The organism is Shimia sp. MIT1388, assembly GCF_047124445.1.
Lineage (GTDB): Bacteria > Pseudomonadota > Alphaproteobacteria > Rhodobacterales > Rhodobacteraceae > Shimia.
On record NZ_CP138921.1, the window covers coordinates 2,342,892 to 2,367,982 of the forward strand.

Sequence of the window (25,091 nt, forward strand, 5' to 3'; positions counted from 1 at the left end):
ACCGCCTTGTTCCGCGCCGTGTGCTTCGCTTGCCACGTTCAATCCCTCTCGTCTCTCTCAGCGGCATCCGCCGCTTGTTTCTCTTCGATCTCTTTGGCGCTGTGCAGCATCGTTTTGATGCCTGCCGCCAGACCGAGCATTGTAAACAGCACCAGAAAGATCGGGATCGTCCCGAACAGGCTGTCCAGCCCGTATCCGATGCCAAATCCGATCCCAAGACCGGAAACCATTTCGATCACCATGCGCCAGGCCAGGTTGGCTGCCGAATAGTGCTCATCAGCGCGGGGCTTTGGGTCCTGGGCCTTCTTGGCCGCTGCGATCCGGTCCTCCAGACGTTTCATCTGGTCTTTGTGGTCGGTCTCGCTCACGCGCAATTTACCCCTTGCTAACGTTGGCGCATTGCTACGGTGCAGCACGGCCTGAGTCAATGCGTGAATCAGGGCCGCGACAAATCACGTAAGATGCTGAAAACAAACAATAATGACACCGCGTCAACTAAAACAGCGACGGCCCGATATAGGCCGTCACCCCTCATTGGCGCCGTTTGGCGATATTCAACGATTTGGTTGATCTTTGCCGCGCGGGGTCGTGACCGCACCTTTTGCAAACGCCACGCGCGCCTGACTTGCAAATGCTGCACGCACCGTGAAAGGTTCGCCGCAAAGAGTAGAGTAAAAGCTCTGCGACAAGCCGAGCACTCCAAGACAGGGAACTCTAAGGTGGCGCATAGAAAGGTCTGGGACTCCTGTTTTCTTAAGAAAACATCAAACGTCGCATATGTGAGCTTTCATCTTCCCGGGTCAGACGAACATCCAGATCCGCTTGGGTTGTCGGTCGAGTTTTCAAACCGCTACAACTATGTGCTGCCCGGCAGCATTCCCGGGGCTGCACAAGACATCGATGCAGGTGAATATCCAGATTATATGTACCTTACTTACGAGACTGGTGAAGAACTGCCTTCAAACAGGAATGACGCTTTTATTGGGGCAGGCGGCCTAATTGTCGTATCCGGCGCCATGTATGACATTCTGCAGGGGTTCAACCTAGGAGCTACTCGGCTACAACAGATTCCTCTAAGGCAACATAACCAAAGAACCCCGATTGAGGGACGTTGGTACTTCCTACACATTCGCGAAAATAGAAACTGCCTGATCGCCGAAGAATCGACAGGAGTAGAGGCCACGAGAAGCGCTGATCGCTGGCGCGTGAACTCAGAGGCAAAATATCAACTGACCGTAGAGCCTACTGCGGCAGCCGACTTGGACCTTTGGTACGACAGCCGGGCACGAAGTGTCTTATTTTTCTCCGAGCGCCTGAAAGAAGCCATCGAAAGAGCGGGGCTCAGCTTCAAAAGCGGCAATGATTTTCGCGCCTGCAAGGTTGTTTGATGCCTCTGGGCATAAAGCCTTCGATGCAAAAATCATTGCCGATCACACCTCAACAATTTGGGTGATCTTTGCTCAACAGCTGTGATCCGGCGCAATCCCAACGTCCTGCCCACGCAGGATCCGCCAGTTGCGTTTGATCAGGTTTTTCCAGATCAGCGTTGGCAGACCACGGAAGAAATCCGACGTCGCTCCCCTGCCCCCGCGAAACAGTGTCCGCAACGCCACCCAGGGCGGCACCGGCTTGAAAAGCGCCTTTGCCACCGCGGGCCGCCCCATGCTGATCTGCGCAAGTGCGCGCGCCACGGCCTTGGGATTGTTCCAATCGGTGAACCACAACACACAGCCCTTCTTGTTGATGATAAACACGGAGTTCGGGTAGCCGCCAAAGGCCTGATGCGCCGTGCCGTTTTCGTCATCAATCAGGATCAACCGCCCTTCCGCATCTTCACGCAATGCGGTCGCGCAGTCTGTCTTGTCCTGCTGCGAACTATGCGCCGGAATTTTTGCGCCAGGATGTGCCTCCCGCACATATAGGACGCGAAAATCACAGTTGGTGTACTGCGTCCGCAACCGCGCCATGCCCTCGCGGCGTCCTTGGAACAACGGGCAGGTCAGGCTGCCCATTTCCAGCACAAGGAAATCTCCCTCAAAATCCAGCAACCGCTGGTCAATCCAATCCGCCGTTTGCAGCGTGAAGTCCGGCGCCTTGTCGCCCGGCATTGGCCCCGCAAAGCAGTCCAGATCATAGGCGTCGGTTTTAAATTCGGTGTAATTGTAATCAGACATCATCGTTTCCTTTCAATGAGGCGTCGCTGAGGTTCTCAAACATCCGTTGCAACACGGAAGCAGCCACGCGCTGCTCCTCCGCACTGATCCCGACACTCACTTGCGCGATCAACTGATCCGCCAAGGCGGTCATCTGCGACAGCGCCGCGCGCCCTTCCTCCGTCAGCTCCAAGTTCAACCGCCGCCGGTCTTTTGCATCCGGCGTACGTTGCACCCAGCCCTTGCCCACCAGCTTATCCGCAAGGCGCGACACCGTTGTACGATCCCGCAGCGTCGCCGCGCTCAAGGCGGTTGTTGGCTGCGGCCCTCCTGCCAGAAATCGCAAGGACGCCCAGTCCTCGGCAGTGGCAGCAAGGCCGTTGTCTTCAAACCGTGTGGTCAGTTCTTTCCGAGCCGCGAAGCCCAATCGATTGACCCAGTAAAGCGGGAGTGTGTCAGATGTTTCCATATACGTGTATGTAGCATCTATTGCCAAATGCACGCAATGGCGCGATTGTCGCACCTCATTGACCCCACCGGCTCTCACCCGCTAGGCAGGGCGCATGTCAAACACGCTGGACACCGTCTTCTCTGCCCTCGCCGACCCAACACGGCGCGAGATTCTCAATATGTTGCTTGAGGATGATATGGCCGTGACCGATGTTGCGGAGCCGTTTGACATATCCCTAGCCGCCATTTCCAAGCACCTGATGATCCTCACCAAGGCTGGTTTGATCTCTCAGGAAAAGCGCGGTCGGGTAAAATGGTGCAAACTGGAGCCGGACGCCTTGCGCGCCGCCTCCGTCTGGATGCAGGGTTTTGGCCAGTTTGAGCCAGTCAATCTGGATGCCTTTGAACGGTTCCTGGAAACCGAGCTTACGCCGCCACCTGGCGCAGACACGCCCGAATAAACTTCGCCGCAGAGCGGTAGTGCGACGAGGCAGCCGCCTCAGCCCAGCGCCCGGTGGTCCAGTTGTTGTTCCCACCCTTCATCGGCTTGCCATAGAGCGCCTCTTGGTCCAGCCCGTCAATCAAACGATGCCACCTCAAATGCGCGGCCTCAAATCCTGCCTTTGCGCTGTCCCAATCCACCTCCTGATGCTTGGCCAACAAGTCCGCATTATACGCTTTCAGCTGGTTCCACTTATACCCGGGCGCTGGAAAGGCCACGGCTTTACCCGCTTGCCCATCGGCATACCAGCCAAGGAACAAATCAATCCAATGTGCCCGATGCACCAACACATCGCGCATACTCCAATTGTCGCCATGCTGATACAGCGCCAGATCCGGCGGCACGGAGGCAATCACCTTCTGAAGTTTCTCAAATTCCAAGTCGGCAACGGCCAACAAATCCGCTTTGGTCGTAGCTGCAGGCATAATGCACCTCCCGCTCAAAGATACTTGCCAGCCACACCTTCATCTTTGACGTGAGTCAAGGCACCCAATGAGCGAATCTGTCAGACAAAAATTGTTAGCGCCCCAAAAAATTTACCCTACCCCCCGCGCCTTACCCCTCGTTTTCAAGCAGCATCCACAACGCCACACAGGTCAGGCCAATGCCAATCAGCACAAAGCCACTGGGCGCGCCGTGACCCAAGCCGATCTCCCACAAGATCACCCAACTGGGCACCAGATAGGTGTAGGCCATCACCTTGGCACTGGGCAGGTGCAGCGTCGCAAACTGCAACAACACAAAGGTCGCCGCAGAAGCAAACACCGCCAAATATACAATCGTCCCCCAGACCAGCGGTTCCAGCGCCAACCAGTCCGTCGTCCACAAGTCGCGCCACCCCACCCCGGTCAGGATCACCAAGCCCGCGATCAACGTGCCAAAGGTGAACACCACCGGCGCCTCACCGCGATTCAGCTTGCGCACCATCGGCGTATACAGCGCGTGCAACATGCAACCCCAGAAATAGTAGATTTCTCCCTGCCCAACCTCAAACCGCAGAAACGCCTGCCAATCCGCCCGGAAAATCACCCACAGCGCCCCCACCGCACCAATACCAAGCGCGACAAACATCCGCTTGGTGGTGATCTGGCGCAGCAATACCCAGCCAAAGCCCGCCGACATCAACGGCGTCAGCGTGAACACCGCCGCAGTGCTCACCGGATGGGCGGTCTTTAACCCCTCAAACATCAGCACAAAGTAACCGGCAAACAGCCCCCCCAAGATCAGGTACCGCCAAGGCGCCCGCCACGCGGAAGGCGGCAACCCCTTGGTCGCCAACGCCGCCACGCCAATCACCCCGGACGCGATCAGAAACCGCACCGCATTGAGTGCCGCAGGCTCCAGCGCATTGGCACTCATCGATCCAAGCGAAAACGAGCCGGCCACCAAAGAGGAGAACAGCAACATGGCCAAATGGCCGCGAAGATGGAGACTCATCGTGGCGCGATCCAATCCTGCGCGCGCTCCTTCAGGAACGCCAAGAACGTCTGCACCTTAATGGTGCGATGCAAATCCACATGGGTGATCAGACGCACATTGATGTCCCATTCCGGCTTGGGCGCCAGCACCTGCTGCATCGGCTCTGCTGCGTCCACGTCCCAAACTGGCAGGAACCCCAACCCGGCCCCAGAGCGGATGGCTGCCGCAATCGCCCGGTCCGACGTAGAGCGGAACACGACATTTTCACGCGGCACCTGGGCTTTGAGCCAGCGATAAAACGGCGCACGGCTGTCCGGGTTGTCATGCCCTGCAAAGCGGTGGTTCACCAAATCCGCCTCATCTTTGGGCGCGCCGTGCTGGGCGATATAGCTGTCCGCGCCATAAAGCGCGGCGGGCAACTGCGCCAGTTTCTGCACCACATTGTCCGGCTGCACCTCGCCGTCGCCTGCGCGAATGGCCACATGCGCCTCTCCATATTCCAACCGGAATACACGATCCCCGGTCAGAAACCGCACCAGCAAATCCGGATGCGCCGCCTGAAAATCTGCCAGGATTGGTGCAACCAAATTTGCAAACCCGCCCAGCGCCGTCACCACCAACTCGCCGGAGACATCCGCGCCGCGCCCTTTGATGCGGCCTTCCAACTGACCAAACTGATCGTCCGTGGTCTGCGCCACCCGCATCAGGTCTTCGCCCGCCTCCGTGGCCGTATACCCCCGAGCGTGACGCTGAAACAGTTTCACGCCAAGCTGGGCTTCCAACGCATCAATATGCCGGATCACCGTCGCGTGGTGCACGCCCAGCACCTCCGCCGCGCCGCTCACCGTCCCCTGCCGCGCCACCTGAAACGCCGTGCGCACCTCATCCCAGTTCTTCATATCCCAACCTCAAAAACCATTTTGTGCATTTTCAAACACTCCGTGCGCATTAGTTGCGATTGTGTGTGAAATTGCAATAGCCCATCTTCCTCTCAATCACAGACGCAACCACTCACGGACACAAAGACATGACACACACCGTTCTGCACATTGACACCTCCGCCCGCTTCACCGACTCCGCCTCCCGCGCCGCCTCCGCCGCGCTCGTGGCAAAGCAAAACGCCAGCCACGTGATCCGCCGCGATCTCTCCGAAACCACGCTGCCGTTCCTGGACGAAGGTTTTGCGCAAGCCACCTTCACCCCACCAGAAGCCCGCACCGAGGCGCAAAACGCTGCCCTTGAAACCTCCGACGCCCTGGTGGCCGAACTGCAAGCCGCCAACACCCTTGTCATCGGCGTTGCAATGTACAACTTCTCCATCCCGGCAAGCCTCAAAGCCTGGATCGACCAGATCGCCCGCGCAGGTGTGACCTTCGCCTACACCGAGACCGGCCCCAAAGGCCTGCTGGAGGGCAAAAAGGCGGTCATCACCATTGCCTCCGGCGGCACTGAGGTGGGCTCAGACATCGACTTTGCCTCCAACTACCTGCGTTTTGTGCTGGGCTTTGTGGGCATCACAGATGTGACCATCCTGAACAAAGACGGCGCCGAAGTGGCCGCGAAGGCCGCCTAAGCTTCTTCTTGCCAAAAATATCCTGGGGGAGTCACATCCACGATGTGACGGGGGCAACGCCCCCTACCCCAGCTCCAGCATCTCCGGCGTGACATTCAGTTTTTCAAAGAACACCCAAAGAGCGCTGACATCCATCGCCACCGTGCGGTCATTCACCAGCGGGTGCATGTAGATCTTGTCAGCATCCTTAACGGCTGCATCAATGAAGAACCGCACACCCGCCTCAGCCCCGTTGATCATCGCCAAAGGCGTCACCGCACCGGGCCGCACGCCTAAGTTCTGCAACAACCGATCAGCCGACCCAAACGACAATCCGCCCACGCCCAGCTGTTTGCCCAAGGCCTTCAGGTCGATCTCGCGATCCTGCTCCAGCGTCACCAGATAATTGCGCTTCTTCTTGTCCCGCAGATACAGGTTCTTGACGCGAAACGCTTCCTCTCCAGACACCTCCATCGCCGCCTCAACAGACTTGGCGTCCTCCACCGTGCGCAGCGGCACATGTTCGTGCAGCATGTAACCCAGACCCCAGTCCTTTAACTGCGCCAAAAGCACATCCGAACTCACCGGTAACGTGTCCTGAAACTCAGATGATGCGTCCATCATCGCCTCCCATCTCTTTCCTTGCCCCTCCATGCCGCGCCACACCTGATGATGTAACCCCAAAACCGCCCGCTTTGCTTGACTCTGCGACTCCTTCGGCGTAAACGCGCAGCACTTCCGGGAGTCCGTCAAACTTCCGGTCCTAGGCATAATGCCGGGATCGCCCCCCATCAGCGCGTCGCGCCCATGGGGGACATTGGCGTTTGGGCGGCTCATCCCTATGTTTGGGCCAGATTTGAAACGGTGATAAGGAGCCGGTAGCGATGTTTGAAAATCTAAGCGAACGCCTCTCTGGTGTCTTTGACCGCCTGACCAAACAAGGTGCACTGTCTGAAGACGACGTAAAAACCGCCCTGCGCGAGGTGCGCGTTGCCCTTCTGGAAGCCGACGTATCGCTGCCCGTCGCCCGCGACTTTGTCAAAGCCGTGCAGGAAAAAGCCACCGGCCAGGCCGTCACCAAATCCGTGACCCCGGGCCAGCAGGTTGTGAAAATCGTCCACGACGCACTGAAAGACGTGCTTGCAGGGGACGAAAACGCCGAACCCGGCACGCTCAAAATCGACAGCCCGCCCGCCCCGATCCTGATGGTCGGTCTGCAGGGCTCCGGTAAGACCACCACCACCGGTAAACTTGCCAAACGCCTGACCGAGAAAGACGGCAAGCGCGTGCTGATGGCCTCGCTCGACATCTACCGCCCGGCCGCGATGCAACAGCTGCAGGTGCTCGGCACCCAGATCGGCGTCGACACCCTGCCCATCGTGCCAGGTGAGTCCGCCGTACAGATCGCCAAACGCGCCAAGCAGCAGGCGACACTGGGCGGCTACGACGTCTACATGCTCGACACCGCCGGTCGTTTGCAGATCGACGAAGTCCTGATGAAAGAAGTCGAGGACGTGCGCGACGTGGTCAACCCACGCGAAACGCTGCTCGTGGTCGATGGCCTCACCGGTCAGGTCGCTGTGGAAGTGGCGGAAGAGTTTGACGGCAAGATCGGCATCTCCGGCGTGGTCCTGACCCGTATGGACGGTGACGGCCGTGGCGGTGCCGCGCTCTCGATGCGCGCAGTCACTGGCAAACCCATCAAATACGTCGGCCTCGGCGAAAAGATGGACGCGCTCGAAACCTTCGAGGCGGACCGGATCGCAGGCCGTATTCTGGGCATGGGCGACATCGTTGCCCTCGTGGAAAAAGCTCAGGAAACCATCGAGGCTGAACAGGCCGAGAAAATGATGAAGCGCTTCCAGAAAGGCCGCTTCAACATGAACGACATGAAAATGCAGCTCGAGCAGATGCAGAAAATGGGCGGCATGGAAGGCATGATGGGCATGCTGCCCGGCATGGGCAAAATGGCCAAACAGGTGCAGGACGCGGGCTTTGACGACCGTATGATCGTGCGCCAGATCGCTATGATCCAATCCATGACCAAAATGGAACGCGCCAACCCGCAAATCCTGCAAGCCTCCCGCAAAAAGCGGATCGCCAAAGGCTCTGGCATGGAGGTCTCCGACCTCAACAAACTTCTGAAGATGCAGCGCCAGATGGCCGACATGATGAAGAAGATGGGCAAAATGGGCAAAGGCGGCATGCTGAAACAGGCCATGAAAGGCATGGTTGGCAAAGGCGGCGCGGACATGGCCAATATGGACCCAACCCAGATGGACCCAAAGCAGCTTGAAGCCGCAGCCAAAGCGCTTGGCGGTAAAGGCGGCCTGCCCGGTGGCCTTGGCGGCCTTGGCGGCCTTGGTGGCATGGGCGGCGGCATGGGGCTTCCGTCCGGCCTGTCCGGCTTTGGGAAAAAGAAGTAATGATCACCTGCACCCTCACATATGAGATCGACCCAAATCAGGTCGCGGCCTTTGAGGCCTACGCCAAGGCGTGGATTGGTCTGGTCAACCGGATGGGCGGCACCCATCACGGCTATTGGTTGCCATCTGAGGGGGCCAATGACGTAGCCTATGCGATGTTCTCCTACCCGTCTCTGGCGGCCTATGAGGCGTATCGCACTGCGTCGATGGAAGACGAAGAGTGCCAGAAGGCTTTTGCTTTCGCACAGAAAACCGGCTGCATCCGCCGCTACGACCGCACATTCACACGACCGGTATTGGACGCCGCGCCCATCGAGGCTCTGGACGCGTTCTGATGACCCTGCACACCACATATCCCTGGGAGGCACCTGCCACCGGACCTGCCGCCGCACAGGCGACGCAGATGGAAATGTGTGTGCCCACGCTTGAGACACCTCGTCTGTCCCTGCGTCCGATGCGCCTGACGGATTTCTCAACCTTTCACGCCATTCTTTCCAGCGACCGCGCCATTTATATGGAAGGCCCGTTTGACCGAGACGAAGCCTGGGCAGAGTTCACCCAATGCGTAAGCGGCTGGATGCTGCGCGGTGTGGGCTACTTCGCCATCGTGAAAGCCGACACCGGTGCGGTTCTGGGCTTTGTGGGTCTGGGCATGGAGTTTGGCGATCAGGAACATGAGCTGGGCTACTTCCTCACCGAAGACGCCGAGGGCTTTGGCTATGCGACAGAGGCCGCCGAAGCCGTGCGCGACTTTGGTTTGGGCCAGATGGAACTGCCATCATTGGTCAGCTACGTCGACCTGCCCAACACGCAGTCCGCCGCCGTCGCCGAGCGCCTCGGTGCCAAACGCGACGCGCAGGCCGAAGCGATGTTTCCCGAGCCGGTTCAGGTGTGGCGTCACCAGTTGGAGGCCTACGCATGATGCGCATTGAGATCCCCCAACTTGAAACCGAACGTCTGATCCTGCGCGGCCCGCAGTTGTCTGACTTTGAGGCCGTTGCAGCTTTCTTTGCTTCTGACCGCTCCAAATTTGTCGGCGGCCCAATGTCGGCGGAACAAGCCTGGCGCACTTTGGCTTTGGAAGCCGGCCACTGGGCCCTGCGCGGCTATGGTCGCTGGATTGTGGCGGAGCGCGACACCAACGCGCCGGTTGGCAACATCGGCCTCTGGTTCCCACACGGTTGGCCAGAGCCTGAAATCGGCTGGGACCTGTTTGAAGGTTTTGAAGGCAAAGGCTACGCCACCGAGGCTGCCACTGCTGCCCGCAGCTACGCCTATGACGTTCTAGGATGGGACACGGCCATCAGCTTGGTGGATCCGAACAACACAGCCTCGCGCAAGCTGGCGCAACGTATGGGCGCGCGGCACGACGGCGACTTCACACATGAGCGCTTCGGCACCGTGCAAATCTGGCGTCACCTGTCTCCGGACGAACTCGTCAACGGCGGCATGGAGGCCTACGCATGAGCCTTGACCTGAACATCCCTGTGATCGAAACTGAACGCCTGCGCCTGCGTGCGCCCCAGCTGTCCGATCTGGACGCCATGGTCAAATTCTTCGCGTCTGATCGCAGCCAATATGTCGGCGGCCCACGCGACGAAGCCACAACCTTCATGAGCCTGACAAGCCGCATTGGCCACTGGGTTGTGCGCGGACATGGCCTTTGGCACTTCGAAGAAAAAGCCACCGGCACCTTCATGGGCTGGACCGGCGTGATCAACGCCCCAGGTTGGCATGAGCCAGAACTCGGCTGGAGCGTGATGGAAGCAGGCGAAGGCAAAGGCTACGCCTCGGAAGCGGCCCTTGCCGCGCGGGCTTACGCAGCTGCAAATTTCGGCATGCCGCAATTGATGAGCTACCTGGCGCCAGCCAACGCCCGATCCATCGCCATGGCCAAACGCCTTGGCGCAACATATGAGCGCGAACATCAGCTGCATGGCAAACTCTGCCATGTCTACCGCCATCCGAAAGTGGAGGCCGCCTGATGCCCACCAAAACCATTCCAATCCTTGAAACCAAACGTCTGGTCCTGCGCGGTCCGGAACCTGAGGATTACCCGAACTTCAAGGCCACCTTCGCCTCCTACCGCTCCCGTTTCATGGGCGGTCCGCTGAATGCCTATGAAACCTGGATGCTCTACGCGGCCGAAATCGGCCACTGGAACATCCGCGGTTACGGCATGTGGATGATCCACGACAAAGAGACCGACGAAACGCTGGGCATGGCCGGTGGCTGGTTCCCTGCCAAATGGCCAGAACGTGAAATCGCCTGGATCATCTGGCCCGACAAGGCCGGTCACGGCTACGCACTGGAATCCACCCACGCGGTGCGCCGCTATTTCTACAACGAGCTCGGCTGGGACGGGGCTGTGTCCTACATAGACCCGAAAAACCTCGACTCGATCCGCCTGGCCGAGCGCCTCGGCGCTGTAAAAGACAAATCCGCACCGTCGGTGGACGGGCATGATGTGGTCTACCGCCACCCCTCGCCCGAAACCCTGGCCTCCTCTCAGATTGGCGATGCCATCGAGATGGAAATCAGCCACTACGCCGACCCGATGTTCAAACCGAAAGGCTACGCTCTTGACTGACGACACCCAACGCGCCGCCGACTTGCTGAAAGGCTACCGCGACAGCATCGACCGCCTCGACGCGATCCTCGTCTACACATTGGGCGAGCGGTTCAAAGCCACGCAGGCTGTTGGCAAGCTCAAAGCCGAACACGACCTTCCCCCGTCCGATCCGGATCGCGAAGCGAAACAGATCGCACGTCTTGAAGATCTTGCGAAGAAGGCCGATCTGGACCCTGAATTCGCCAAGAATTTCCTGAATTTCATCATCGCTGAAGTCATTCAGCACCACAAGAAACACCAGGAATAACAAACCGTTGAGCAGGGCTGCCTCTGTTCTTCGACACCAACCCGCACCGCACTGGTGCAACACTCACGCACCCCGGTGCACACGCCATATTAGGAGATAACACCATGGCTATGAAAATTCGTCTCGCCCGCGGCGGTTCCAAAAAACGTCCTTTCTACCGTGTAGTAGCAGCGGACTCCCGCATGCCACGTGACGGCCGCTTCATCGAAAAGCTGGGCACCTACAACCCACTGCTGCCAAAAGACAGCGAAGAGCGCGTGAAGCTGAACATGGAACGCGTTCAGTACTGGCTGGACCAGGGCGCACAGCCTTCTGACCGTGTGTCCCGCTTCCTGGAAGCTGCCGGTGTTGTCGCCAAGAAAGAGCGCAACAACCCTAAGAAAGCCGAGCCAGGCCAGAAAGCCAAGGACCGCGCAGAAGAGAAAGCTGCAAAAGCAGCCGAAGCCGCTGAAGCAGCAGCTGAAGAGTAAGACGGACAGTCCCGGAATGACCGAATTCACTTCTGATTTCCGGCACGATCTGCAACGGCTCATGCAGTGGCGGCGCGATGTGCGCCGCTTCCGCACCGATCCGGTGGACGAGGCACTTCTTCGGGAGTGCCTCGACACATTTCTACTGGCCCCGTCTGTGGGCCTGTCAGAGCCCTGGCGCGTGATCCGCGTGGAAAGCGATGAAGCCCGCACTGCCGCGCTCAAAAACTACCAAGCCGCCAATGCCGAAGCCCTCAAGGGCTATGACGGCGACCGCGCAGCGCTCTACGCAAATCTAAAACTCTCCGGCATGCAGGAATCGCCTGTGCAACTGGCGATCTACTGCGACGACGCCACCGCCAAAGGCCAAGGCCTTGGTGCGGCCACCATGCCCGAAATGCGCCGTTATTCCGTGGTTGGCGCGATCACCCAATTCTGGCTCACCGCCCGCAGCTTTGGGCTGGGCGTCGGCTGGGTCTCTATCCTGGACCCCGAGCAACTCAACCGTGATCTGAATGTGCCGCCAGAGTGGTCACTGGTCGCCTACCTCTGCGTCGGCTGGCCTGAAGAGCTCTCTGACACGCCGGAGCTGGCCAAAGCGGGTTGGGAGGAGCGCGAGACCGCGCTGCCCATTCAGTCGCGCTAACCCCACGCGCCCCCAGCTCTCCCTTGCACCTCTCCCTGCATTCGTGGAAAAACAGGCGCAAGCAAAGCAAAGGCCGCCCCATGAGCGACACCCCTTCTGAACTCATCTGCGTTGGCGCCATTGGCGGCGCCTATGGCGTACACGGCGAAGTCCGCCTCAAAAGCTTCACCGCCGAAGCCGAAGCGCTTGAGGATTACGCGCCCCTGCTGACCGAAGACGGCGCGTTTGAGTTTGACATCGCCATCACGCGCTCCATCAAAAACGGCCTCGCTGCGCGGCTCTCTGGCATCGCGACCAAAGAACAGGCCGACGCGCTGAAAGGCGTGAAGCTCTTTGTCCCCCGCGACCGCCTGCCGGAAACCGAGGACGACGAATACTACTACACCGATTTGGTGGGCCTTGAGGTGCGCGACACCGGCGGCAATGTACTTGGCAAAGTGAAAAACGTGCTCAACCACGGCGCCGCGGACCTCTTGGAGGTCCTGCCCCCAAAAACTTCGGAAACCGTGTTTCTGCCGTTCACCTTGGCCAATGTCCCCACCGTGGACATTGCCGCAGGCCGCATCATCGCCGATCCCCCAGAAGGTCTGTTTGACTGATGACCGACGCCTCCAAGCCAAAATCCCATGGCCGCCTGTCCATCTCCGCCTCGCTCAAACCGCGCGAGCTGATCACCCACAATCCGCGCCTGTCCAAAGTCTGGTCGGCCCGCATTATTACCCTGTTTCCCGACGCATTTCCCGGCGTCCTGGGCGAAAGCCTCACCGGCAAGGCGCTCAAGGACGGCAAGTGGCAGATCGAAACCACCAACCTGCGCGACTTTGGCCTGACCAAACACCGCAATGTGGATGACACCCCGGCTGGCGGCGGCGCGGGCATGGTGCTGCGCCCCGACGTACTTGGACCGGCAATTGAACACACCATGCGCGGCGCTCGTGGCAACTGGCCATTGGTCTACCTTTCCCCACGCGGGCGTCGGTTCGACCAAAAAATGGCCCGCGCCTGGTCTCAAGCCGATGGCATCACCATGCTCTGTGGCCGCTTTGAAGGTGTCGATCAGCGCGTATTGGACCACTACAACATTCAGGAAGTAAGCCTCGGCGACTTTGTCCTCACCGGTGGCGAGATCGCCGCGCAAGCTATGATCGACGCCACCGTGCGTCTGCTGCCGTCTGTGCTCGGCAACGCTGACAGCATCGAGGACGAAAGCCACTCCAACGGCCTTTTGGAGCACCCGCAATACACCAAGCCCGCCGAATGGAACGGCCACAAAATCCCAGATGTGCTGATGTCCGGCCACCACGCCAACATCGAAAAATGGCGCCACCAAATGGCCGAGGACATCACCAAGGCCCGCCGCCCGGACATGTGGGCTGCTTATGGGGCCGACGAGGACAATTAACCAAGTCCTTGCGCCCCGGCCCCAACCCATGTTTTTGTTCCCGCATCACAATTCTGAACAGGGACCACAGACATGGCCGCCAAATTCGAGCTCTACACCGACAAAGCTGGTGAATTCCGTTTCCGCCTGAAAGCAGGCAACGGCGAGAACATCCTCGCTTCCGAAGGCTACAAGCAGAAAGCCAGCTGTGAAAACGGCATTGCATCGGTGCAGAAAAACGCCGCTGACGAGGCGCGCTACGAGCGCAAAGAAACCGCCTCCGGCAAGTTCATGTTCAACCTGAAAGCCACCAACGGTCAGGTCATCGGCACCTCGCAGAGCTACACCAGCGCCTCCGGCCGCGACAACGGCATTGAAAGCGTCATGCGCAACGCGCCTGAGGCTGCTGTGGTCGAAATCGACGACTAAGCCCAAGACACGGCGAGCGGGTCACCGGCCCTCTCGCCACCGCACCCAGGCTTCTGGACTGCCGCGAAACACGTTGATGTCCACCTTGCCTGCAACCCCGGGCACCAGCCCCGTCCCCGTATATTGCCAGAACGTCCAGCGCGCGCCGGGATAAACCTTTTGCGGGTGCCCAGCGACCGAGCGCAGCCAGAACTCCGTGCCGCCCAACGTGCCAATGCCGGTGTCCTGGAAAAAATCCACCGTCGTGTAGACAATCGGCCGCCGCCCGTAGTGCGCTTCCAAAATCGACAAGAATTTGCGCGCCTCGCTGCGCACCTTGCTGCCACTGGGCCGCAACCGGCATGTGCGCGACTGCGGCGTCCACTCCATGTCCAACACATGTGGCAACGGCGCGCCACTCGGCACGTTCTTTATAAACCATGCCGCCTGCTCTTCGGCTGGGCGACAGAAATAATAGTAGTGATAGCCACTCCACGGGATTCCCGCGCGCGCGGCCCCGGCGCGATGTGTGTCAAACAGCGGGTCCGCCAGATCCCCGCCTTCCGTGGCTTTCAGAAATGCAAAACTGACCCCGGCCCGCCGCGCCTCCTGCCAGTTGATGCTGGTTTGCCAGCGCGACACATCAATGCCATGCACCGGATAAGTCTCCGGTGGCCGCCGGTCCCACTCATGTGGATCAGCATCGCCAAATGTCGGATAGGTCACCACCTGCGCTGCCAAAGCCCGCACCCGCGCGGCCTCTTCCGCGGCTGCTTGCTGTGCGGCCTGAGCCGCTGGACCCTCCGGCACCGACCGGCCACAGCTCGCAACAACCAACAACGCCAACAAACCTGTCTTGAAAACCCGCATCTCACACCTGACCAAACCACTGCGCCCCCTCAGTAAACCGAGAGAGCGCCGCGTTTGGCAAGCAAAGCTTTCCTAAAAAGCGATGCCCCGCCTATGCTGCCTTTTTTGCCGCCAAAAATGCTTCTTTGGCCTGATGCCCCTTCAAGGCTGGCAGGCCAATCGCATGGACACTCAAAACGCCCAGTTTGTTAAGCGCCGCAAACACCAGTGCATCCATGAACCAGGCGATTGGCGTGCCTAGACTACCCCAGAACGCAGGCAACTCAGCAAAGCCTGCAAACAGGTAATTGCCCGTCGCGGCATGCACCGCCAGCCCGATCCAGAACCCGGCGCAGTAGGGACACCGCCATTGTTCATAAAGCGTCTGCAAGGGGTGTGGCAGCAGCTTGAGCGCGCGCGTGAACCACGTACCCCAATGCGGCAGGTGCTCCCAAAACAATTGGTGTATCGCGATCCCCAACAAGAGGTTTTCTATCGCCATGATCGTCTCCTTTATTTAGTTTGCCTAACTTACTTTATGTGCAGTACTTGAAACCCAGTCGACCTTCTGCCCTATAGGCTCAGGGTGTCACCAATCTCGTCTTTGATCTGCGTAGCAATCTGCTCATAGACCCGCGCGCCCCGGGCCAGCTTCACCTGCCCCTCCGGTGTCAGCACGATGTGCTGTGCCCGCGCGTCCATCATGCATTGGAACCGGGTCACCCAACCCCGTGCTTCCAGCTTGGAAATCATTGTGCTCGCGCTGGCCTTGGTCACCCCAAGCGCATCAACGATGTCCTGCAAATGCTGGCCGTGTTTGTCCTCAAACCGCTGAAGGTCCGCCTGTTCCTGCACCGCACTCAGATACTCAAACTCGCTGAAACTCAGTTCCAGGTCCCGCGCTGCCTTGGCCCAGGCCCGATGACAGGCTTGATGCACCTTCTGCAGTTTTTTGGCGAGGTCTGACATGCGAATCCAATATAGTTCGCCAAGCTAACTATTCAATTCCCCTCCCACTGTCAAACCCCTTGCACGCTTGGCCCATCTGCCCTAAACACCGCCTGTCCGCGGCTCTCATGAGTCGTTCGGGCCTGCTGTGCATTGCATGGGGCTTGGGTTTCTTCGCTCAAAACCGCAACAAAGCAGCAGAAGAAGACAAGAAAAGACGACCTGACCCTCTGGCGGGCGCATCACGCGGACCCGGAAGAAGACCAAGAGTTCTGAGGTGCATCAAACCTTTGTGGGCCAAACCACAAGCATTATAGGAGATGATCCAATGGATCTGATCGCACAGCTCGAAGCGGAGCAGATTGCTGCGCTGGGGAAAGACATCCCCGATTTCAAAGCCGGTGACACCATCCGTGTTGGCTTTAAAGTGACCGAGGGTTCCCGCACCCGTGTGCAGAACTACGAAGGCGTCTGCATCAGCCGCAAAAACGGCTCCGGCATCGCTGGCTCGTTCACTGTTCGCAAAATTTCCTTCGGCGAAGGCGTGGAGCGTGTGTTCCCGCTGCACTCCACCAACATCGACAGCATCACTGTTGTACGTCGTGGCCGTGTACGTCGCGCGAAACTGTACTACCTGCGCTCCCGTCGTGGTAAGTCCGCGCGTATCGCAGAAGACACCAACTACAAGCCCAAAAAAGCGTAAGGAGTGGTCTCATGAAAAAAGATACCCATCCCGATTACCACTTCATCGACGTGAAAATGACCGATGGCACCATCATCAAGATGCGTTCCACCTACGGCAACGAAGGCGACACTCTGGCGCTCGACGTGGACCCATCTGTGCACCCGGCATGGAACGGTGGCTCCACCCGCCTGATGGACGCCGGCGGCCGCGTGTCCAAGTTCAAAAAGAAATACGAAGGCCTGGGCTTCTAAAGCATTTAGCGTTCAAAACGACAAAAACGGATCGCTTTTCGCGTTCGACCGTAAGGGAGAGACAGCGAACAAGCGATACAAGTCGAACGCAAAGTGCTCTAAGCTTAGCTGCATTCGTTACAGAAACGCCGCCTCCCTCGGGGCGGCGTTTTTTGTTGGGCACCAGCCGGTTCCCAACGCCCCCTAGGTCCCACCGAGCACGCCCTCCCCCCAAGCACGCCCAAAACACGCGGAAACATAGTGTTTCCCACCGAAAAACCGCTTTTTCTCGAAAATTCAGCGCTTATGTGGCACGCTCCTTCCAATTCCTAAAGTGCAACAGAAAACACCACTGCCGTTTTGGGTCGTGGTCCGTTCAATAATTAGGGGGAGGCACTGCCATGCCAATTGAATCCAAAGTGTTTACTTACGAGTTAGACGGATTGGCTTATACCGTCATGGTTTACGAAGAGGATGGCTCCATTTTTGCCGACATCACTGTCGATGAAGGCGCGATGGACGTGAATGCGGTCTACTTTGGCGACGACGATTTTTCCGGTGACAGCGAGTCCCTCGCAGGGCCACTCAACATGAATGGCGTGCGGCTAGAAGGTGAACGCGTTCAATGGGATGAGGCGGCTCAACTCAGCGACCCAGGGCTGGGCCCGGAAGGGGAAGATAAAGAAACCTACCTGACCGAAGGCGACTCGCTTACAATTGAGCTCAACGCCGATAGCCTGGATGACATCGACATCTTTGGTATTCGGGCCACATCGACAACCACAGACTCCGGTTCAATCAAAGCCGTGTCCGATGACCCGGAAGAACCGGAGGAGCCAGAAGAGCCCCTCATCGAGAAAGTCGGCTTTGGATATGAGCTTAACGAAGACGGTGTCATCACAGATGGCTACTACTTCGGCGCAGATGACCTGCCCGAGGGCAGCGAGCCAACTTTCGCAAATTACCTCAGCCATTTTGAGGACGGCGTCGGCGGTGATGTCACATCTTTGGAAGCCATCGCATTCTTCGAGTTCCACGAAGATGGGTACCCGGTCGAACTGTTCCGGATCGAAGCACCAGAAGGCGGTTTTGCGGATTCTGATGAGATTTTGGCCGCATATGACGAGGCCGTCGAAAACGGTGCCTTTGGCGACGCTGGTGCAGAGGATGATCCCTTAGCACTTTTGGCCACTCTGGAGCCCGAAGACTTGGAGCCTGAAGCCACAGGCGAGGCCGAAGATGAAATGGAAGATGTATTGGCTTAGCGGCCCTTGTCACAACCACAGCAAAGGGCGGAGCCAAGGCTTCGCCCTTCTGGTTCCTAGCTTAGCTCATCACCACCCGCGCGCCCCGCGTGCGCAGCAGGATCATGCCCATGATGGCAATATTCAGCGCATTCCAGGCAATGCCATTCACAAAGGCCAGCTCATAGCTGCCACTCACGTCGTAGATCCAACCCGACATCCAGCCGCCCAGCGCCATGCCCAGAATGGTCGCCATCATCACAAAACCAACCCGGCTACCGGCCTCTTTGGAGGGCATATACTCCCGCACGACCAGCGCATAAGCGGGCACAATCCCGCCCTGCGCCAAGCCAAAGGCGAGACTGACCAAATACAACGGCACCAACCCGTCAAACGGCAGAAACAGGAACAGCGCGCCCATCTGCAAAATTGAGCCAATCAACAGCGTCAGCACCCCGCCCAGCTTATCTGCCACCAACCCGCTGATCAGACGACTAACCACCCCGCCCATCAACATCAGTGCCAACATCTCCGCACCCACAGCCGCACCATAGCCAAGGTCCACGCAGAAGCTCACGATATGCACCTGCGGCATGCTCATCGCCACGCAACAGCCAATCCCGGCCAGCCCCAAAATCCACATCAACGGCGCGGGCTTAAACGGCGCCCCAGCTTGGCGCGCCTGCGCCGCGCTGTCCTGTGCCGCCAAAGCCTCCGCTGGCACTTTGGGACGCAATAGAAACGCCAGCGGCACCACTGCCACCACGGTCATCACGGCCAGCACCACAAACACCGCGCGCCAGCCATGGGTGCTCAACACGCCACTCAGCAACACCGGCCAGATCGCGCCGGACAGGTAGTTGCCACTGGCCGCAATTGCCACCGCAACTCCGCGCCGCTTCTGAAACCACAGCGACACATCCGCAATCAGCGGTCCAAAGCCCACCGCCGTGCCAAAGCCCAAAAACAGATGCACAAACGAGAGCATCAGTACCGAGCCACTCACCGCCGCCGCCCCATAGCTCACCGCACTGAGCACCGCCGCGCCAATCAACGCCTTGGTCACACCCCAGCGGTCTACAGCTTGCCCAATAGCAAAATTGCCCAACGCAAAACCAATCATGGTCAGCACATAGGGCAGCGAGGCATCCGCCCGATCGATGCCAAACTCCTCCTGCACCGCAGGCATCACCACAATCACCGCCCACATGCCGACATTGGCAAAAACCCCGATCACCAAGGTGATGGCGAGGCGGATCCAGCTGTAGCGGCTATCAAGAACGGGATGTGTCATGGCGCCACGCTAGGACGCACACGCGCAGGTGTATAGGGCCAGTCAGCGCCTTTCACGCGACGTCTGGCATACCGGACTGTCCGACTTAGCCCAGCACGCGTAAGGTGGCGCCACTTCCTAAACTCAGGAGTCTATTATGTCTGCCCGTGTTGTTTTGCTTTTGGCAGCTCTAGGACTGCTTCCTATTGCCCTGTCCTATGGCGCAGCACCAACCAAAACTGTTCCGTATCTATTGGAGTTCCCAGTTGAAGGCACCAACCAAAGTCACGTGTTCCGCGCCATCATGGGGCTCTACTTTGCCAATCTGCTCTTCTGGATTGTAGGCGCGGCACGCCAACCGCTTCGGCGCGCGGCACTCTGGTCGCTGTTTCTGTTTATGACAGGCCTCGCCGCTGGTCGTATCCTGAGCCTGCTACTCGACGGTCTGCCAAACTTTTTGCTGCTATTCTACCTTGCTGCAGAACTTTTGTTTGCCGCACTCGCCCTCCATGCGCTGCGCAAAACCAACTAGCCGCGTCAGCCCACCTGCTGGTGCACCTCAATCACATTGCCCTCAGGATCCTGAAAAAACACCTGATGCCACTCTTTGGCAAAGGCCGTGCCGTAATCTGAATACGGCACGCCATTCTCTTCCAGCACTTTCAGAAACGCCGGCAGGTCATCGGTGCGAAAGGCAATATGCCCGCGATCCACCGGGTTGATCACCTGCCCGTTGACAAAAGCCACATCCAGCCGCCGCTCCGCCAGATGCATCTGCATATCCCCATCGGTGGCAAAACGGATCTGCCCGTCATAGCCACTCTCGTTGTCCGCCTCCGTACGTGGAAACTCCTCTTGCGGAATATCGTCCAGCCCCAACACTTTGGTGTAGAAGTCATGCAGCCGATCCACATCCTTGGAGACAAAATTGATGTGGTGAAATTCGAGTTTCATGGGGCGGCTCCTGTGCGGCAATCTTGCGTTTCCCCGCATTGAGACAACACCAGTCGGGGAGCGCAAGTCCAAAACCTGAAAGGTCATAGAAAGGATCAACACAACGAGTGGTTGCGATCCACAAACAACGTCCTAAGCTCCGCCTATGACCGACATCTTCGCCCCTTTTGATCACGCCTTCCCTTGCACAGAGTTCCCGCACGCGCTGTTTTATGAATGGGACCACGCCTTGCGGTTTGAGCTTGGTGGCGAAGACGTTCCCACATCGCGCCCGCTCAAGCGGTTTAATCAAGCCATAGAGCGCGCCAGCGCCGTGGCAGAAGCCCTGTTTCAACGCTCTGAAGCGATCTGGCTGCTAACGTGCTACTACGGCGAAGAACCGCGCCCCAAGAAATACCTGAAACCGTTGAAGCATTGCGGCCTCCATAGGAAAGACTTCACCCACTTGGGCAAAGTCGCGCAAACCGATCCGGATGTCGTCGCCGACTTCGACACCGATCAATATCGGTTTTGGGACGCCATTCAATTGACCGAGAAAAGCCAGCTACAAGAGGTGCTCTGGCTGGTGCTTGGTGCCGAACTCGGCATCAAACCCGACCTGCGCACGGATGCCTACTTTGTGGATTTCCAACAAAGCCTGGTCCTGCATCCCTACGACGATCGCGGCATGGATGTCGCCGCGACACCCAAAGACGCGCTGATCCCGCTGTACCACACATTCGGTGATTGGCTTTTGGAATGGAACCGGCCGGAGATGACCGCAAGCTTTGGCGCCGGGTGATCTACCCTGCCTGCCCCACCAAGCCAAACAACAACACCTGCGTGTTCGCCGCCAGCCACTCTTCAGCATAGGCCTCGTCGTTGAGCACAGTCTTGCCGTCCCCCTTCATCATGGCCGCATACATGATCTGATTGCCCAGCCGGTCCAGCACCATGCCGGTGATCAGCTCCACCTCCAGCTCCGCATCCACAAAGCCCGCCTCCTGCGCCGCACGCAAATAGGCCGCAAACCCCTCATGATAGCGTGCGCCGCCCACAAACCCGCGGTTCTCCCGCACCAGAATGCGAAACACTGGCGCTTGCGCAATCAACGCCCGGAAAGTCTCGGAGATAAACATTTCCAACCGCAACCGCATTTCCTCACTCGTCTTGGGCGGTTTGGAAATCAAGCGCAGCGGCACATCAAATGTCGCTGCCGTGAACTCATCAATGATGGCGTTGAACAACCCCTCTTTGTTGCCAAAGTAGTGGTGGATCATCGTCGAGCTGGCGTCAGCCGCCTTGCAAATTTCACGCACCGAGGCTCCGGCATAACCGCGCTCCGCGAACAGCGTTTTGCCAGCGTCAATCAAGCGCGCCTTGATGGATGTGTCCTGCATCTGACCTCCCATTCCCGCGCGCCTGACGCACGGCTCAGGCCGCCAAAGCCGCCTCGGATTTGATTTTTTCTACCTTTCTCGGATGCGGTTGACCAGTCTCCACAAAGTGCTGAATTTCCTCAAGACTGCGGATAAATCCGGCGTCCATACTGTTGGTCAGCATCCGGCGCATCGGTTTGGCAAACCACTTTGGCGTCGCCTCTCCGATCCAGGTCACCTCACAGGTCACATCATTGATCGCCCGCACCGTCACGGTCGAGGTATAGCCCTTCATTGGCATCGCCTTGGGCCCATGGTGCAGGGTCACATCGACACAGATGGTCATCGCCTCGGGATCAAACTTGGTCAGCACCTCTTCCTGATACATCGGCGCAAATTTCTGCACCAAATAGGAGTTGCGCCCCTTGGCGGGTGCGCCCGGCAGCGCAGGTCCTTCAATGGCCTCGGCCCGCGGGATCGCTGCCATCCAGCGGTCCACGGCGACAAACTCATCCCCAATCAGTTTCCACGCCGCAGACGCTGGGGCTTTCACAGTTACGGAATTGATAGACGGCATGATGCGACCTTTCATCTGCAAAACATTATCTAACAATCGATAGATATGATCGACAAATCGATAAGTCAACTGAGTCGTTCAGAGACCTAAAACGCTCAACGCAGGGCCTGCCCAACGGCAGCCCCTGCACAGATCACATGTAAACTTGGATTGCGCGGCGCCTACCTGCGCCCATTACGTCAGCCTTTAGAGACCTCAGCCGTCTGAACAACCTGCTGCTGAAACGGCGGCTCGCCAAAACTTTTGAATTCGCCGGTGTCCGAATTGAACGCCCACCGCGCCACCAACAGCTGGTATTCCTTGGCATAGAGGTTGGACTCTTGCTCATCCTCCACCACACGGGTGCGCCAGGACCCCTGCACGCGGGTTGGCACATAGACGTCCTTACGGGTGGGCGCCTTGTAGCCTTTGGGAATGCGGTAGTTGGCATTCTCCCACTTCCGCTTAAGCAGCGCGACAATCTCCGCCGCCTCCCGCTTGCGGCGGCCCGCAAAGATCACATCGATCTCCACGTCGTTTTGCACCAGGCCCTTGATGATCACATCGTTGCGGGAATTTTTGGAAAACTTCGGAATCAAATTCACCACCAACTCGGTTGGCGGTTTCTTGAACAATCCCCCGTCCTCATAGGCGGGCGTGATCAAAGCTGGGTTTTCGATGCGTTTCTTCAATATCCTGGTCCGCTGCTGCCTGGGGCCGATGCCCGGTCGTGCTGCGCCAATAGTCTTCCAAACGCCTTAACAATTTGTTGGCAACAGAGGCAGATCGCCGCAGCTTTTTCGTGCGCAAATGCGCAAGCCACACAACCAGCCTCTCAAAATCGCCACCGTCGCAAAACAGCCGCGATACCGACGCAATACCGACGTGGAAATCGGGGCCCTTACTGCCCCAACGCCTGTCCCAAATCGGCGATCAGATCATCCGCATTTTCCGCACCAACCGAGATCCGCAACAGCGTTTCCGGAATGCCGGTGTGCGGCTCAATGGTGTGGCGGTGCTCCACAAGGCTCTCCACCCCGCCCAGCGACGTGGCGCGATGGAAAAGCTTCATCTTTCCAGCCACTTGCAGCGCGGTTTCTTTATCCCCTTTCACAAGGAAAGACATCAGGAACCCCGCCCCTCCCGGCATCTGCGCCTTGGCCAGCGCATGCTGCGGGTGGCTTTCCAAGCCCGGGAATAACACACTGTCCACCTTCGGGTGGTCTTCCAGAAAATGCGCTATTTTCATGGCGTTACCCACCATACGCTCCACCCGCAACGCCATCGTGCGCATCCCACGCAACAGCAACCAGGCCTCAAACGGCCCCATCACCGCCCCGGCACTGGCGCGGTCCACTTCAATCTCTTCCCAGACCGGCGTAGGCTCTTTGGCCACCAGCACGCCCCCAAGCACATCCGAGTGCCCGTTGATCACTTTGGTTGTGGAGTGCATCACGATATCTGCACCCAATTTCAACGGGTTGGTCAGGATCGGCGAGGCCGCCGTACTGTCCACTGCCAAAAGCGCACCACAGCTCTCCGCGGCCTTTTTCGCGGCCGCAACATCGGTCACCTTCAGCCACGGGTTGGACGGCGTCTCCACCCAAACCACATTGGCCGGCCCCTTGGCGCAAACCTCCGCCAGAGCTTCGCTGTTGCTCGCGTCCACCTCATCGATAACAATCTGACGACGCTCACAAAATTCCCGAATCCACTTGGTGGTGTTCCAGTAAATACCACTCTGTACAATAACCCGCCCACCAGTCGGCACGGTGCGAAACAGCGCCGCAATGGCCGCCATGCCAGACGGGAACAACAACGCCGCAGCACCGCCCTCCAGCTGCGCCAGAACCGCCTCGGCCTGCCGCGCCACATCATTGTGCGGTCGGGCATAAATGTTGTTTTCGTTCAGAGGGTTGTAATTCTCATCCCGCGCAAAAGTGGTTGCTGGCTGGATCGGCGGCACCACGCCACCGCTTTGCTGATCAATCGCCCCGCCAGCCTGTGCCAACAAGGTTTCCGGCAACATATCTTTGAAATCCATCATCTTCCCCTTCGCGTCTTTGCGCGCACAAGACCGCAGCGCTACGAAACTTGCAACCCCAGCGCACGCCCGTGTAGGAGGTCATCATGACCCGCGTGATACTCTTCAACAAACCCTTCGATGTGCTGTCGCAATTCACCGACAAAGGCTTGGAAGGTAGCAAGCGCCGCACCTTGTCGGACTTTATCGACGTGCCAAAAGTCTATCCGGCCGGTCGTCTGGACCGCGATAGCGAGGGTTTGATGGTCTTAACGGACGACGGAAAGTTGCAGGCCCGCATTGCCGACCCGCGTCACAAAATGGCCAAGACCTACTGGGTGCAGGTCGAAGGCACACCTGATGTCGCCGCGCTTGAAGCCTTACGCAAAGGGGTAAATCTGAAAGACGGCCTGACCAAACCCGCCAAGGCGCAAGTCATTGAGGAACCTTCTAATATCTGGCCGCGCACCCCACCAATTCGTGTGCGAAAGTCGATCCCGGACACCTGGATTTCCCTCACCATCCGCGAAGGCCGCAACCGCCAGGTCCGCCGCATGACCGCCGCCGTGGGCCACCCCACACTGCGACTAATTCGGGCACAGATCGGCGATTGGCGGCTGGATGGATTGGAAAGTGGCGCCTGGCGCGACGCATAGCGACGCAATCACTTTTCCTGTGGATAATC

At 58.6% G+C, this 25,091-nt stretch carries 37 protein-coding genes; 21 read left to right on the forward strand and 16 right to left on the reverse strand.

Annotated features, from left to right (window positions below; genetic code table 11):
* Window positions 1–38 precede the first annotated feature (38 nt).
* Window positions 39–341 carry an AtpZ/AtpI family protein gene (locus tag SIB92_RS11630; RefSeq protein WP_412552073.1) on the reverse strand — a complete coding sequence of 101 codons (303 nt, stop codon included), beginning with the start codon at window positions 339–341 and terminating at the stop codon, window positions 39–41.
* A gap of 378 nt (window positions 342–719) precedes the next feature.
* Between SIB92_RS11630 and SIB92_RS11635 the strand changes: the two genes are divergently transcribed.
* A complete protein-coding gene (locus tag SIB92_RS11635) occupies window positions 720–1,388 on the forward strand; it encodes an imm11 family protein (RefSeq protein WP_412552213.1) in 669 nt (222 codons plus the stop codon).
* 72 nt (window positions 1,389–1,460) lie between these two features.
* On the opposite strand, the gene SIB92_RS11640 is transcribed toward SIB92_RS11635, so the two are convergent.
* Window positions 1,461–2,174, reverse strand: a complete 714-nt coding sequence (locus tag SIB92_RS11640; RefSeq protein ID WP_412552214.1) for a deiodinase-like protein — start codon at window positions 2,172–2,174, stop codon at window positions 1,461–1,463.
* Window positions 2,167–2,622 carry a MarR family winged helix-turn-helix transcriptional regulator gene (locus SIB92_RS11645; RefSeq protein WP_412552215.1) on the reverse strand — a complete coding sequence of 152 codons (456 nt, stop codon included), beginning with the start codon at window positions 2,620–2,622 and terminating at the stop codon, window positions 2,167–2,169. Before SIB92_RS11645 ends, SIB92_RS11640 begins: the two co-directional genes overlap by 8 nt.
* A gap of 94 nt (window positions 2,623–2,716) precedes the next feature.
* On the opposite strand from SIB92_RS11645, the gene SIB92_RS11650 reads away from it, so the two are divergent.
* Window positions 2,717–3,064 carry an ArsR/SmtB family transcription factor gene (locus tag SIB92_RS11650; RefSeq protein WP_294112846.1) on the forward strand — a complete coding sequence of 116 codons (348 nt, stop codon included), beginning with the start codon at window positions 2,717–2,719 and terminating at the stop codon, window positions 3,062–3,064.
* Here the strand turns inward: SIB92_RS11650 and SIB92_RS11655 are convergent.
* The 3 genes from SIB92_RS11655 to SIB92_RS11665 form a co-directional block, all read right to left on the reverse strand.
* Window positions 3,030–3,530 carry a ClbS/DfsB family four-helix bundle protein gene (locus SIB92_RS11655; protein WP_412552216.1) on the reverse strand — a complete coding sequence of 167 codons (501 nt, stop codon included), beginning with the start codon at window positions 3,528–3,530 and terminating at the stop codon, window positions 3,030–3,032. The genes SIB92_RS11650 and SIB92_RS11655 overlap by 35 nt on opposite strands.
* A gap of 130 nt (window positions 3,531–3,660) precedes the next feature.
* Window positions 3,661–4,542 (reverse strand): DMT family transporter, encoded by an 882-nt coding sequence (locus SIB92_RS11660; RefSeq protein ID WP_412552217.1) that lies wholly within the window; start codon window positions 4,540–4,542, stop codon window positions 3,661–3,663.
* Complete coding sequence (locus tag SIB92_RS11665) at window positions 4,539–5,423, reverse strand: LysR family transcriptional regulator (RefSeq protein WP_412552218.1); 885 nt, start codon at window positions 5,421–5,423, stop codon at window positions 4,539–4,541. The genes SIB92_RS11660 and SIB92_RS11665 overlap by 4 nt, the downstream gene beginning before the upstream one ends.
* 128 nt (window positions 5,424–5,551) lie before the next feature.
* On the opposite strand from SIB92_RS11665, the gene SIB92_RS11670 reads away from it, so the two are divergent.
* Window positions 5,552–6,097 carry an FMN-dependent NADH-azoreductase gene (locus SIB92_RS11670; protein ID WP_412552219.1) on the forward strand — a complete coding sequence of 182 codons (546 nt, stop codon included), beginning with the start codon at window positions 5,552–5,554 and terminating at the stop codon, window positions 6,095–6,097.
* A 63-nt stretch (window positions 6,098–6,160) separates the two neighbouring features.
* Here the strand turns inward: SIB92_RS11670 and SIB92_RS11675 are convergent, their stop codons facing one another.
* Complete coding sequence (locus SIB92_RS11675) at window positions 6,161–6,697, reverse strand: prolyl-tRNA synthetase associated domain-containing protein (protein ID WP_412552220.1); 537 nt, start codon at window positions 6,695–6,697, stop codon at window positions 6,161–6,163.
* A 263-nt stretch (window positions 6,698–6,960) separates the two neighbouring features.
* Here SIB92_RS11675 and ffh point away from each other — a divergent pair, with 263 nt between their 5' ends.
* From ffh to SIB92_RS11735, 12 genes are all read left to right on the forward strand, one after another.
* Window positions 6,961–8,502, forward strand: coding sequence for a signal recognition particle protein (gene ffh, locus SIB92_RS11680; protein ID WP_412552221.1), 1,542 nt, complete (start codon window positions 6,961–6,963; stop codon window positions 8,500–8,502).
* Entirely contained in the window at window positions 8,502–8,837 is a 336-nt protein-coding gene (locus tag SIB92_RS11685; protein WP_412552222.1) for an NIPSNAP family protein, read from the forward strand. The genes ffh and SIB92_RS11685 overlap by 1 nt, the downstream gene beginning before the upstream one ends.
* Window positions 8,837–9,424, forward strand: coding sequence for a GNAT family N-acetyltransferase (locus SIB92_RS11690; protein WP_412552223.1), 588 nt, complete (start codon window positions 8,837–8,839; stop codon window positions 9,422–9,424). The genes SIB92_RS11685 and SIB92_RS11690 overlap by 1 nt, the downstream gene beginning before the upstream one ends.
* Complete coding sequence (locus SIB92_RS11695; protein ID WP_412552224.1) at window positions 9,421–9,969, forward strand: GNAT family N-acetyltransferase; 549 nt, start codon at window positions 9,421–9,423, stop codon at window positions 9,967–9,969. The genes SIB92_RS11690 and SIB92_RS11695 overlap by 4 nt, the downstream gene beginning before the upstream one ends.
* Complete coding sequence (locus SIB92_RS11700) at window positions 9,966–10,487, forward strand: GNAT family N-acetyltransferase (RefSeq protein ID WP_412552225.1); 522 nt, start codon at window positions 9,966–9,968, stop codon at window positions 10,485–10,487. Before SIB92_RS11695 ends, SIB92_RS11700 begins: the two co-directional genes overlap by 4 nt.
* On the forward strand, window positions 10,487–11,092 hold the full coding sequence (locus SIB92_RS11705) for a GNAT family N-acetyltransferase (RefSeq protein ID WP_412552226.1): 606 nt from the start codon (window positions 10,487–10,489) through the stop codon (window positions 11,090–11,092). Before SIB92_RS11700 ends, SIB92_RS11705 begins: the two co-directional genes overlap by 1 nt.
* A complete protein-coding gene (locus SIB92_RS11710; RefSeq protein ID WP_294112822.1) occupies window positions 11,085–11,381 on the forward strand; it encodes a chorismate mutase in 297 nt (98 codons plus the stop codon). Before SIB92_RS11705 ends, SIB92_RS11710 begins: the two co-directional genes overlap by 8 nt.
* A gap of 104 nt (window positions 11,382–11,485) precedes the next feature.
* Window positions 11,486–11,851 (forward strand): 30S ribosomal protein S16, encoded by a 366-nt coding sequence (gene rpsP, locus SIB92_RS11715; protein ID WP_294112819.1) that lies wholly within the window; start codon window positions 11,486–11,488, stop codon window positions 11,849–11,851.
* 16 nt (window positions 11,852–11,867) lie between these two features.
* Window positions 11,868–12,497, forward strand: a complete 630-nt coding sequence (bluB, locus tag SIB92_RS11720) for a 5,6-dimethylbenzimidazole synthase (protein ID WP_412552227.1) — start codon at window positions 11,868–11,870, stop codon at window positions 12,495–12,497.
* Between the two features lie 80 nt (window positions 12,498–12,577).
* On the forward strand, window positions 12,578–13,096 hold the full coding sequence (gene rimM / locus SIB92_RS11725) for a ribosome maturation factor RimM (protein ID WP_412552228.1): 519 nt from the start codon (window positions 12,578–12,580) through the stop codon (window positions 13,094–13,096).
* The gene (gene trmD, locus SIB92_RS11730; RefSeq protein WP_412552229.1) at window positions 13,096–13,899 is read left to right on the forward strand and encodes a tRNA (guanosine(37)-N1)-methyltransferase TrmD; all 804 of its coding nucleotides are present in this window, start codon (window positions 13,096–13,098) and stop codon (window positions 13,897–13,899) included. Before rimM ends, trmD begins: the two co-directional genes overlap by 1 nt.
* A 72-nt stretch (window positions 13,900–13,971) precedes the next feature.
* A complete protein-coding gene (locus SIB92_RS11735; RefSeq protein ID WP_412552230.1) occupies window positions 13,972–14,307 on the forward strand; it encodes a YegP family protein in 336 nt (111 codons plus the stop codon).
* Between the two features lie 21 nt (window positions 14,308–14,328).
* Here SIB92_RS11735 and SIB92_RS11740 read toward each other — a convergent pair whose 3' ends face one another.
* The 3 genes from SIB92_RS11740 to SIB92_RS11750 form a co-directional block, all read right to left on the reverse strand.
* Window positions 14,329–15,156 carry a glycoside hydrolase family 25 protein gene (locus SIB92_RS11740; RefSeq protein ID WP_412552231.1) on the reverse strand — a complete coding sequence of 276 codons (828 nt, stop codon included), beginning with the start codon at window positions 15,154–15,156 and terminating at the stop codon, window positions 14,329–14,331.
* A 91-nt stretch (window positions 15,157–15,247) separates the two neighbouring features.
* The gene (locus SIB92_RS11745) at window positions 15,248–15,637 is read right to left on the reverse strand and encodes a hypothetical protein (protein WP_412552232.1); all 390 of its coding nucleotides are present in this window, start codon (window positions 15,635–15,637) and stop codon (window positions 15,248–15,250) included.
* Window positions 15,638–15,708: 71 nt separating this feature from the next.
* The gene (locus tag SIB92_RS11750) at window positions 15,709–16,104 is read right to left on the reverse strand and encodes a MarR family winged helix-turn-helix transcriptional regulator (RefSeq protein WP_412552233.1); all 396 of its coding nucleotides are present in this window, start codon (window positions 16,102–16,104) and stop codon (window positions 15,709–15,711) included.
* Window positions 16,105–16,411: 307 nt separating this feature from the next.
* Here SIB92_RS11750 and rplS point away from each other — a divergent pair, with 307 nt between their 5' ends.
* From rplS to SIB92_RS11765, 3 genes are all read left to right on the forward strand, one after another.
* Complete coding sequence (rplS, locus tag SIB92_RS11755; protein ID WP_168591505.1) at window positions 16,412–16,786, forward strand: 50S ribosomal protein L19; 375 nt, start codon at window positions 16,412–16,414, stop codon at window positions 16,784–16,786.
* A gap of 11 nt (window positions 16,787–16,797) precedes the next feature.
* Entirely contained in the window at window positions 16,798–17,019 is a 222-nt protein-coding gene (gene rpmE / locus SIB92_RS11760) for a 50S ribosomal protein L31 (protein WP_093090590.1), read from the forward strand.
* Between the two features lie 380 nt (window positions 17,020–17,399).
* Window positions 17,400–18,263 (forward strand): hypothetical protein, encoded by an 864-nt coding sequence (locus SIB92_RS11765; protein ID WP_412552234.1) that lies wholly within the window; start codon window positions 17,400–17,402, stop codon window positions 18,261–18,263.
* 61 nt (window positions 18,264–18,324) lie between these two features.
* Here the strand turns inward: SIB92_RS11765 and SIB92_RS11770 are convergent, their stop codons facing one another.
* Window positions 18,325–19,536 carry an MFS transporter gene (locus SIB92_RS11770; protein ID WP_412552235.1) on the reverse strand — a complete coding sequence of 404 codons (1,212 nt, stop codon included), beginning with the start codon at window positions 19,534–19,536 and terminating at the stop codon, window positions 18,325–18,327.
* 136 nt (window positions 19,537–19,672) lie between these two features.
* Between SIB92_RS11770 and SIB92_RS11775 the strand changes: the two genes are divergently transcribed.
* A complete protein-coding gene (locus tag SIB92_RS11775; RefSeq protein ID WP_412552236.1) occupies window positions 19,673–20,047 on the forward strand; it encodes a DUF4345 domain-containing protein in 375 nt (124 codons plus the stop codon).
* A 5-nt stretch (window positions 20,048–20,052) separates the two neighbouring features.
* On the opposite strand, the gene SIB92_RS11780 is transcribed toward SIB92_RS11775, so the two are convergent.
* A complete protein-coding gene (locus tag SIB92_RS11780) occupies window positions 20,053–20,469 on the reverse strand; it encodes a VOC family protein (RefSeq protein WP_412552237.1) in 417 nt (138 codons plus the stop codon).
* A 145-nt stretch (window positions 20,470–20,614) separates the two neighbouring features.
* Here SIB92_RS11780 and SIB92_RS11785 point away from each other — a divergent pair, with 145 nt between their 5' ends.
* Window positions 20,615–21,250 carry a DUF3885 domain-containing protein gene (locus tag SIB92_RS11785; RefSeq protein WP_412552238.1) on the forward strand — a complete coding sequence of 212 codons (636 nt, stop codon included), beginning with the start codon at window positions 20,615–20,617 and terminating at the stop codon, window positions 21,248–21,250.
* Window position 21,251: 1 nt separating this feature from the next.
* Here SIB92_RS11785 and SIB92_RS11790 read toward each other — a convergent pair whose 3' ends face one another.
* The 4 genes from SIB92_RS11790 to SIB92_RS11805 all read right to left on the reverse strand — a co-directional run bounded on the left by SIB92_RS11790 (window position 21,252) and on the right by SIB92_RS11805 (window position 24,430).
* Complete coding sequence (locus SIB92_RS11790) at window positions 21,252–21,848, reverse strand: TetR/AcrR family transcriptional regulator (RefSeq protein WP_412552239.1); 597 nt, start codon at window positions 21,846–21,848, stop codon at window positions 21,252–21,254.
* A 34-nt stretch (window positions 21,849–21,882) separates the two neighbouring features.
* The gene (locus tag SIB92_RS11795) at window positions 21,883–22,404 is read right to left on the reverse strand and encodes an SRPBCC family protein (protein WP_412552240.1); all 522 of its coding nucleotides are present in this window, start codon (window positions 22,402–22,404) and stop codon (window positions 21,883–21,885) included.
* A gap of 179 nt (window positions 22,405–22,583) precedes the next feature.
* A complete protein-coding gene (locus SIB92_RS11800; protein ID WP_412552241.1) occupies window positions 22,584–23,075 on the reverse strand; it encodes a hypothetical protein in 492 nt (163 codons plus the stop codon).
* Between the two features lie 209 nt (window positions 23,076–23,284).
* Window positions 23,285–24,430 (reverse strand): trans-sulfuration enzyme family protein, encoded by a 1,146-nt coding sequence (locus tag SIB92_RS11805; RefSeq protein ID WP_412552242.1) that lies wholly within the window; start codon window positions 24,428–24,430, stop codon window positions 23,285–23,287.
* An 83-nt stretch (window positions 24,431–24,513) separates the two neighbouring features.
* Between SIB92_RS11805 and SIB92_RS11810 the strand changes: the two genes are divergently transcribed.
* Window positions 24,514–25,062, forward strand: coding sequence for a pseudouridine synthase (locus SIB92_RS11810; RefSeq protein WP_412552243.1), 549 nt, complete (start codon window positions 24,514–24,516; stop codon window positions 25,060–25,062).
* Window positions 25,063–25,091: the final 29 nt, after the last annotated feature.

Bases quoted from the DNA above. Each gene is read 5' to 3' on its own strand.
- SIB92_RS11630 (WP_412552073.1), bottom strand. From the start codon at position 341: ATGAAACGTCTGGAGGACCGGATCGCAGCGGCCAAGAAGGCCCAGGAC.
- SIB92_RS11670 (WP_412552219.1), top strand. From the start codon at position 5,552: ATGACACACACCGTTCTGCACATTGACACCTCCGCCCGCTTCACCGAC.
- SIB92_RS11735 (WP_412552230.1), top strand. From the start codon at position 13,972: ATGGCCGCCAAATTCGAGCTCTACACCGACAAAGCTGGTGAATTCCGT.
- SIB92_RS11640 (WP_412552214.1), bottom strand. From the start codon at position 2,174: ATGTCTGATTACAATTACACCGAATTTAAAACCGACGCCTATGATCTG.
- ffh (WP_412552221.1), top strand. From the start codon at position 6,961: ATGTTTGAAAATCTAAGCGAACGCCTCTCTGGTGTCTTTGACCGCCTG.
- SIB92_RS11795 (WP_412552240.1), bottom strand. From the start codon at position 22,404: ATGCCGTCTATCAATTCCGTAACTGTGAAAGCCCCAGCGTCTGCGGCG.
- SIB92_RS11810 (WP_412552243.1), top strand. From the start codon at position 24,514: ATGACCCGCGTGATACTCTTCAACAAACCCTTCGATGTGCTGTCGCAA.
- SIB92_RS11750 (WP_412552233.1), bottom strand. From the start codon at position 16,104: ATGTCAGACCTCGCCAAAAAACTGCAGAAGGTGCATCAAGCCTGTCAT.
- bluB (WP_412552227.1), top strand. From the start codon at position 11,868: ATGACCGAATTCACTTCTGATTTCCGGCACGATCTGCAACGGCTCATG.
- SIB92_RS11665 (WP_412552218.1), bottom strand. From the start codon at position 5,423: ATGAAGAACTGGGATGAGGTGCGCACGGCGTTTCAGGTGGCGCGGCAG.
- SIB92_RS11645 (WP_412552215.1), bottom strand. From the start codon at position 2,622: ATGGAAACATCTGACACACTCCCGCTTTACTGGGTCAATCGATTGGGC.
- SIB92_RS11685 (WP_412552222.1), top strand. From the start codon at position 8,502: ATGATCACCTGCACCCTCACATATGAGATCGACCCAAATCAGGTCGCG.
- SIB92_RS11675 (WP_412552220.1), bottom strand. From the start codon at position 6,697: ATGGACGCATCATCTGAGTTTCAGGACACGTTACCGGTGAGTTCGGAT.
- SIB92_RS11780 (WP_412552237.1), bottom strand. From the start codon at position 20,469: ATGAAACTCGAATTTCACCACATCAATTTTGTCTCCAAGGATGTGGAT.
- rplS (WP_168591505.1), top strand. From the start codon at position 16,412: ATGGATCTGATCGCACAGCTCGAAGCGGAGCAGATTGCTGCGCTGGGG.
- rpsP (WP_294112819.1), top strand. From the start codon at position 11,486: ATGGCTATGAAAATTCGTCTCGCCCGCGGCGGTTCCAAAAAACGTCCT.
- SIB92_RS11690 (WP_412552223.1), top strand. From the start codon at position 8,837: ATGACCCTGCACACCACATATCCCTGGGAGGCACCTGCCACCGGACCT.
- SIB92_RS11775 (WP_412552236.1), top strand. From the start codon at position 19,673: ATGTCTGCCCGTGTTGTTTTGCTTTTGGCAGCTCTAGGACTGCTTCCT.
- SIB92_RS11655 (WP_412552216.1), bottom strand. From the start codon at position 3,530: ATGCCTGCAGCTACGACCAAAGCGGATTTGTTGGCCGTTGCCGACTTG.
- SIB92_RS11740 (WP_412552231.1), bottom strand. From the start codon at position 15,156: ATGCGGGTTTTCAAGACAGGTTTGTTGGCGTTGTTGGTTGTTGCGAGC.
- SIB92_RS11765 (WP_412552234.1), top strand. From the start codon at position 17,400: ATGCCAATTGAATCCAAAGTGTTTACTTACGAGTTAGACGGATTGGCT.
- SIB92_RS11695 (WP_412552224.1), top strand. From the start codon at position 9,421: ATGATGCGCATTGAGATCCCCCAACTTGAAACCGAACGTCTGATCCTG.
- SIB92_RS11745 (WP_412552232.1), bottom strand. From the start codon at position 15,637: ATGGCGATAGAAAACCTCTTGTTGGGGATCGCGATACACCAATTGTTT.
- rpmE (WP_093090590.1), top strand. From the start codon at position 16,798: ATGAAAAAAGATACCCATCCCGATTACCACTTCATCGACGTGAAAATG.
- SIB92_RS11650 (WP_294112846.1), top strand. From the start codon at position 2,717: ATGTCAAACACGCTGGACACCGTCTTCTCTGCCCTCGCCGACCCAACA.
- trmD (WP_412552229.1), top strand. From the start codon at position 13,096: ATGACCGACGCCTCCAAGCCAAAATCCCATGGCCGCCTGTCCATCTCC.
- SIB92_RS11790 (WP_412552239.1), bottom strand. From the start codon at position 21,848: ATGCAGGACACATCCATCAAGGCGCGCTTGATTGACGCTGGCAAAACG.
- SIB92_RS11705 (WP_412552226.1), top strand. From the start codon at position 10,487: ATGCCCACCAAAACCATTCCAATCCTTGAAACCAAACGTCTGGTCCTG.
- SIB92_RS11785 (WP_412552238.1), top strand. From the start codon at position 20,615: ATGACCGACATCTTCGCCCCTTTTGATCACGCCTTCCCTTGCACAGAG.
- SIB92_RS11805 (WP_412552242.1), bottom strand. From the start codon at position 24,430: ATGATGGATTTCAAAGATATGTTGCCGGAAACCTTGTTGGCACAGGCT.
- SIB92_RS11660 (WP_412552217.1), bottom strand. From the start codon at position 4,542: ATGAGTCTCCATCTTCGCGGCCATTTGGCCATGTTGCTGTTCTCCTCT.
- SIB92_RS11770 (WP_412552235.1), bottom strand. From the start codon at position 19,536: ATGACACATCCCGTTCTTGATAGCCGCTACAGCTGGATCCGCCTCGCC.
- rimM (WP_412552228.1), top strand. From the start codon at position 12,578: ATGAGCGACACCCCTTCTGAACTCATCTGCGTTGGCGCCATTGGCGGC.
- SIB92_RS11700 (WP_412552225.1), top strand. From the start codon at position 9,966: ATGAGCCTTGACCTGAACATCCCTGTGATCGAAACTGAACGCCTGCGC.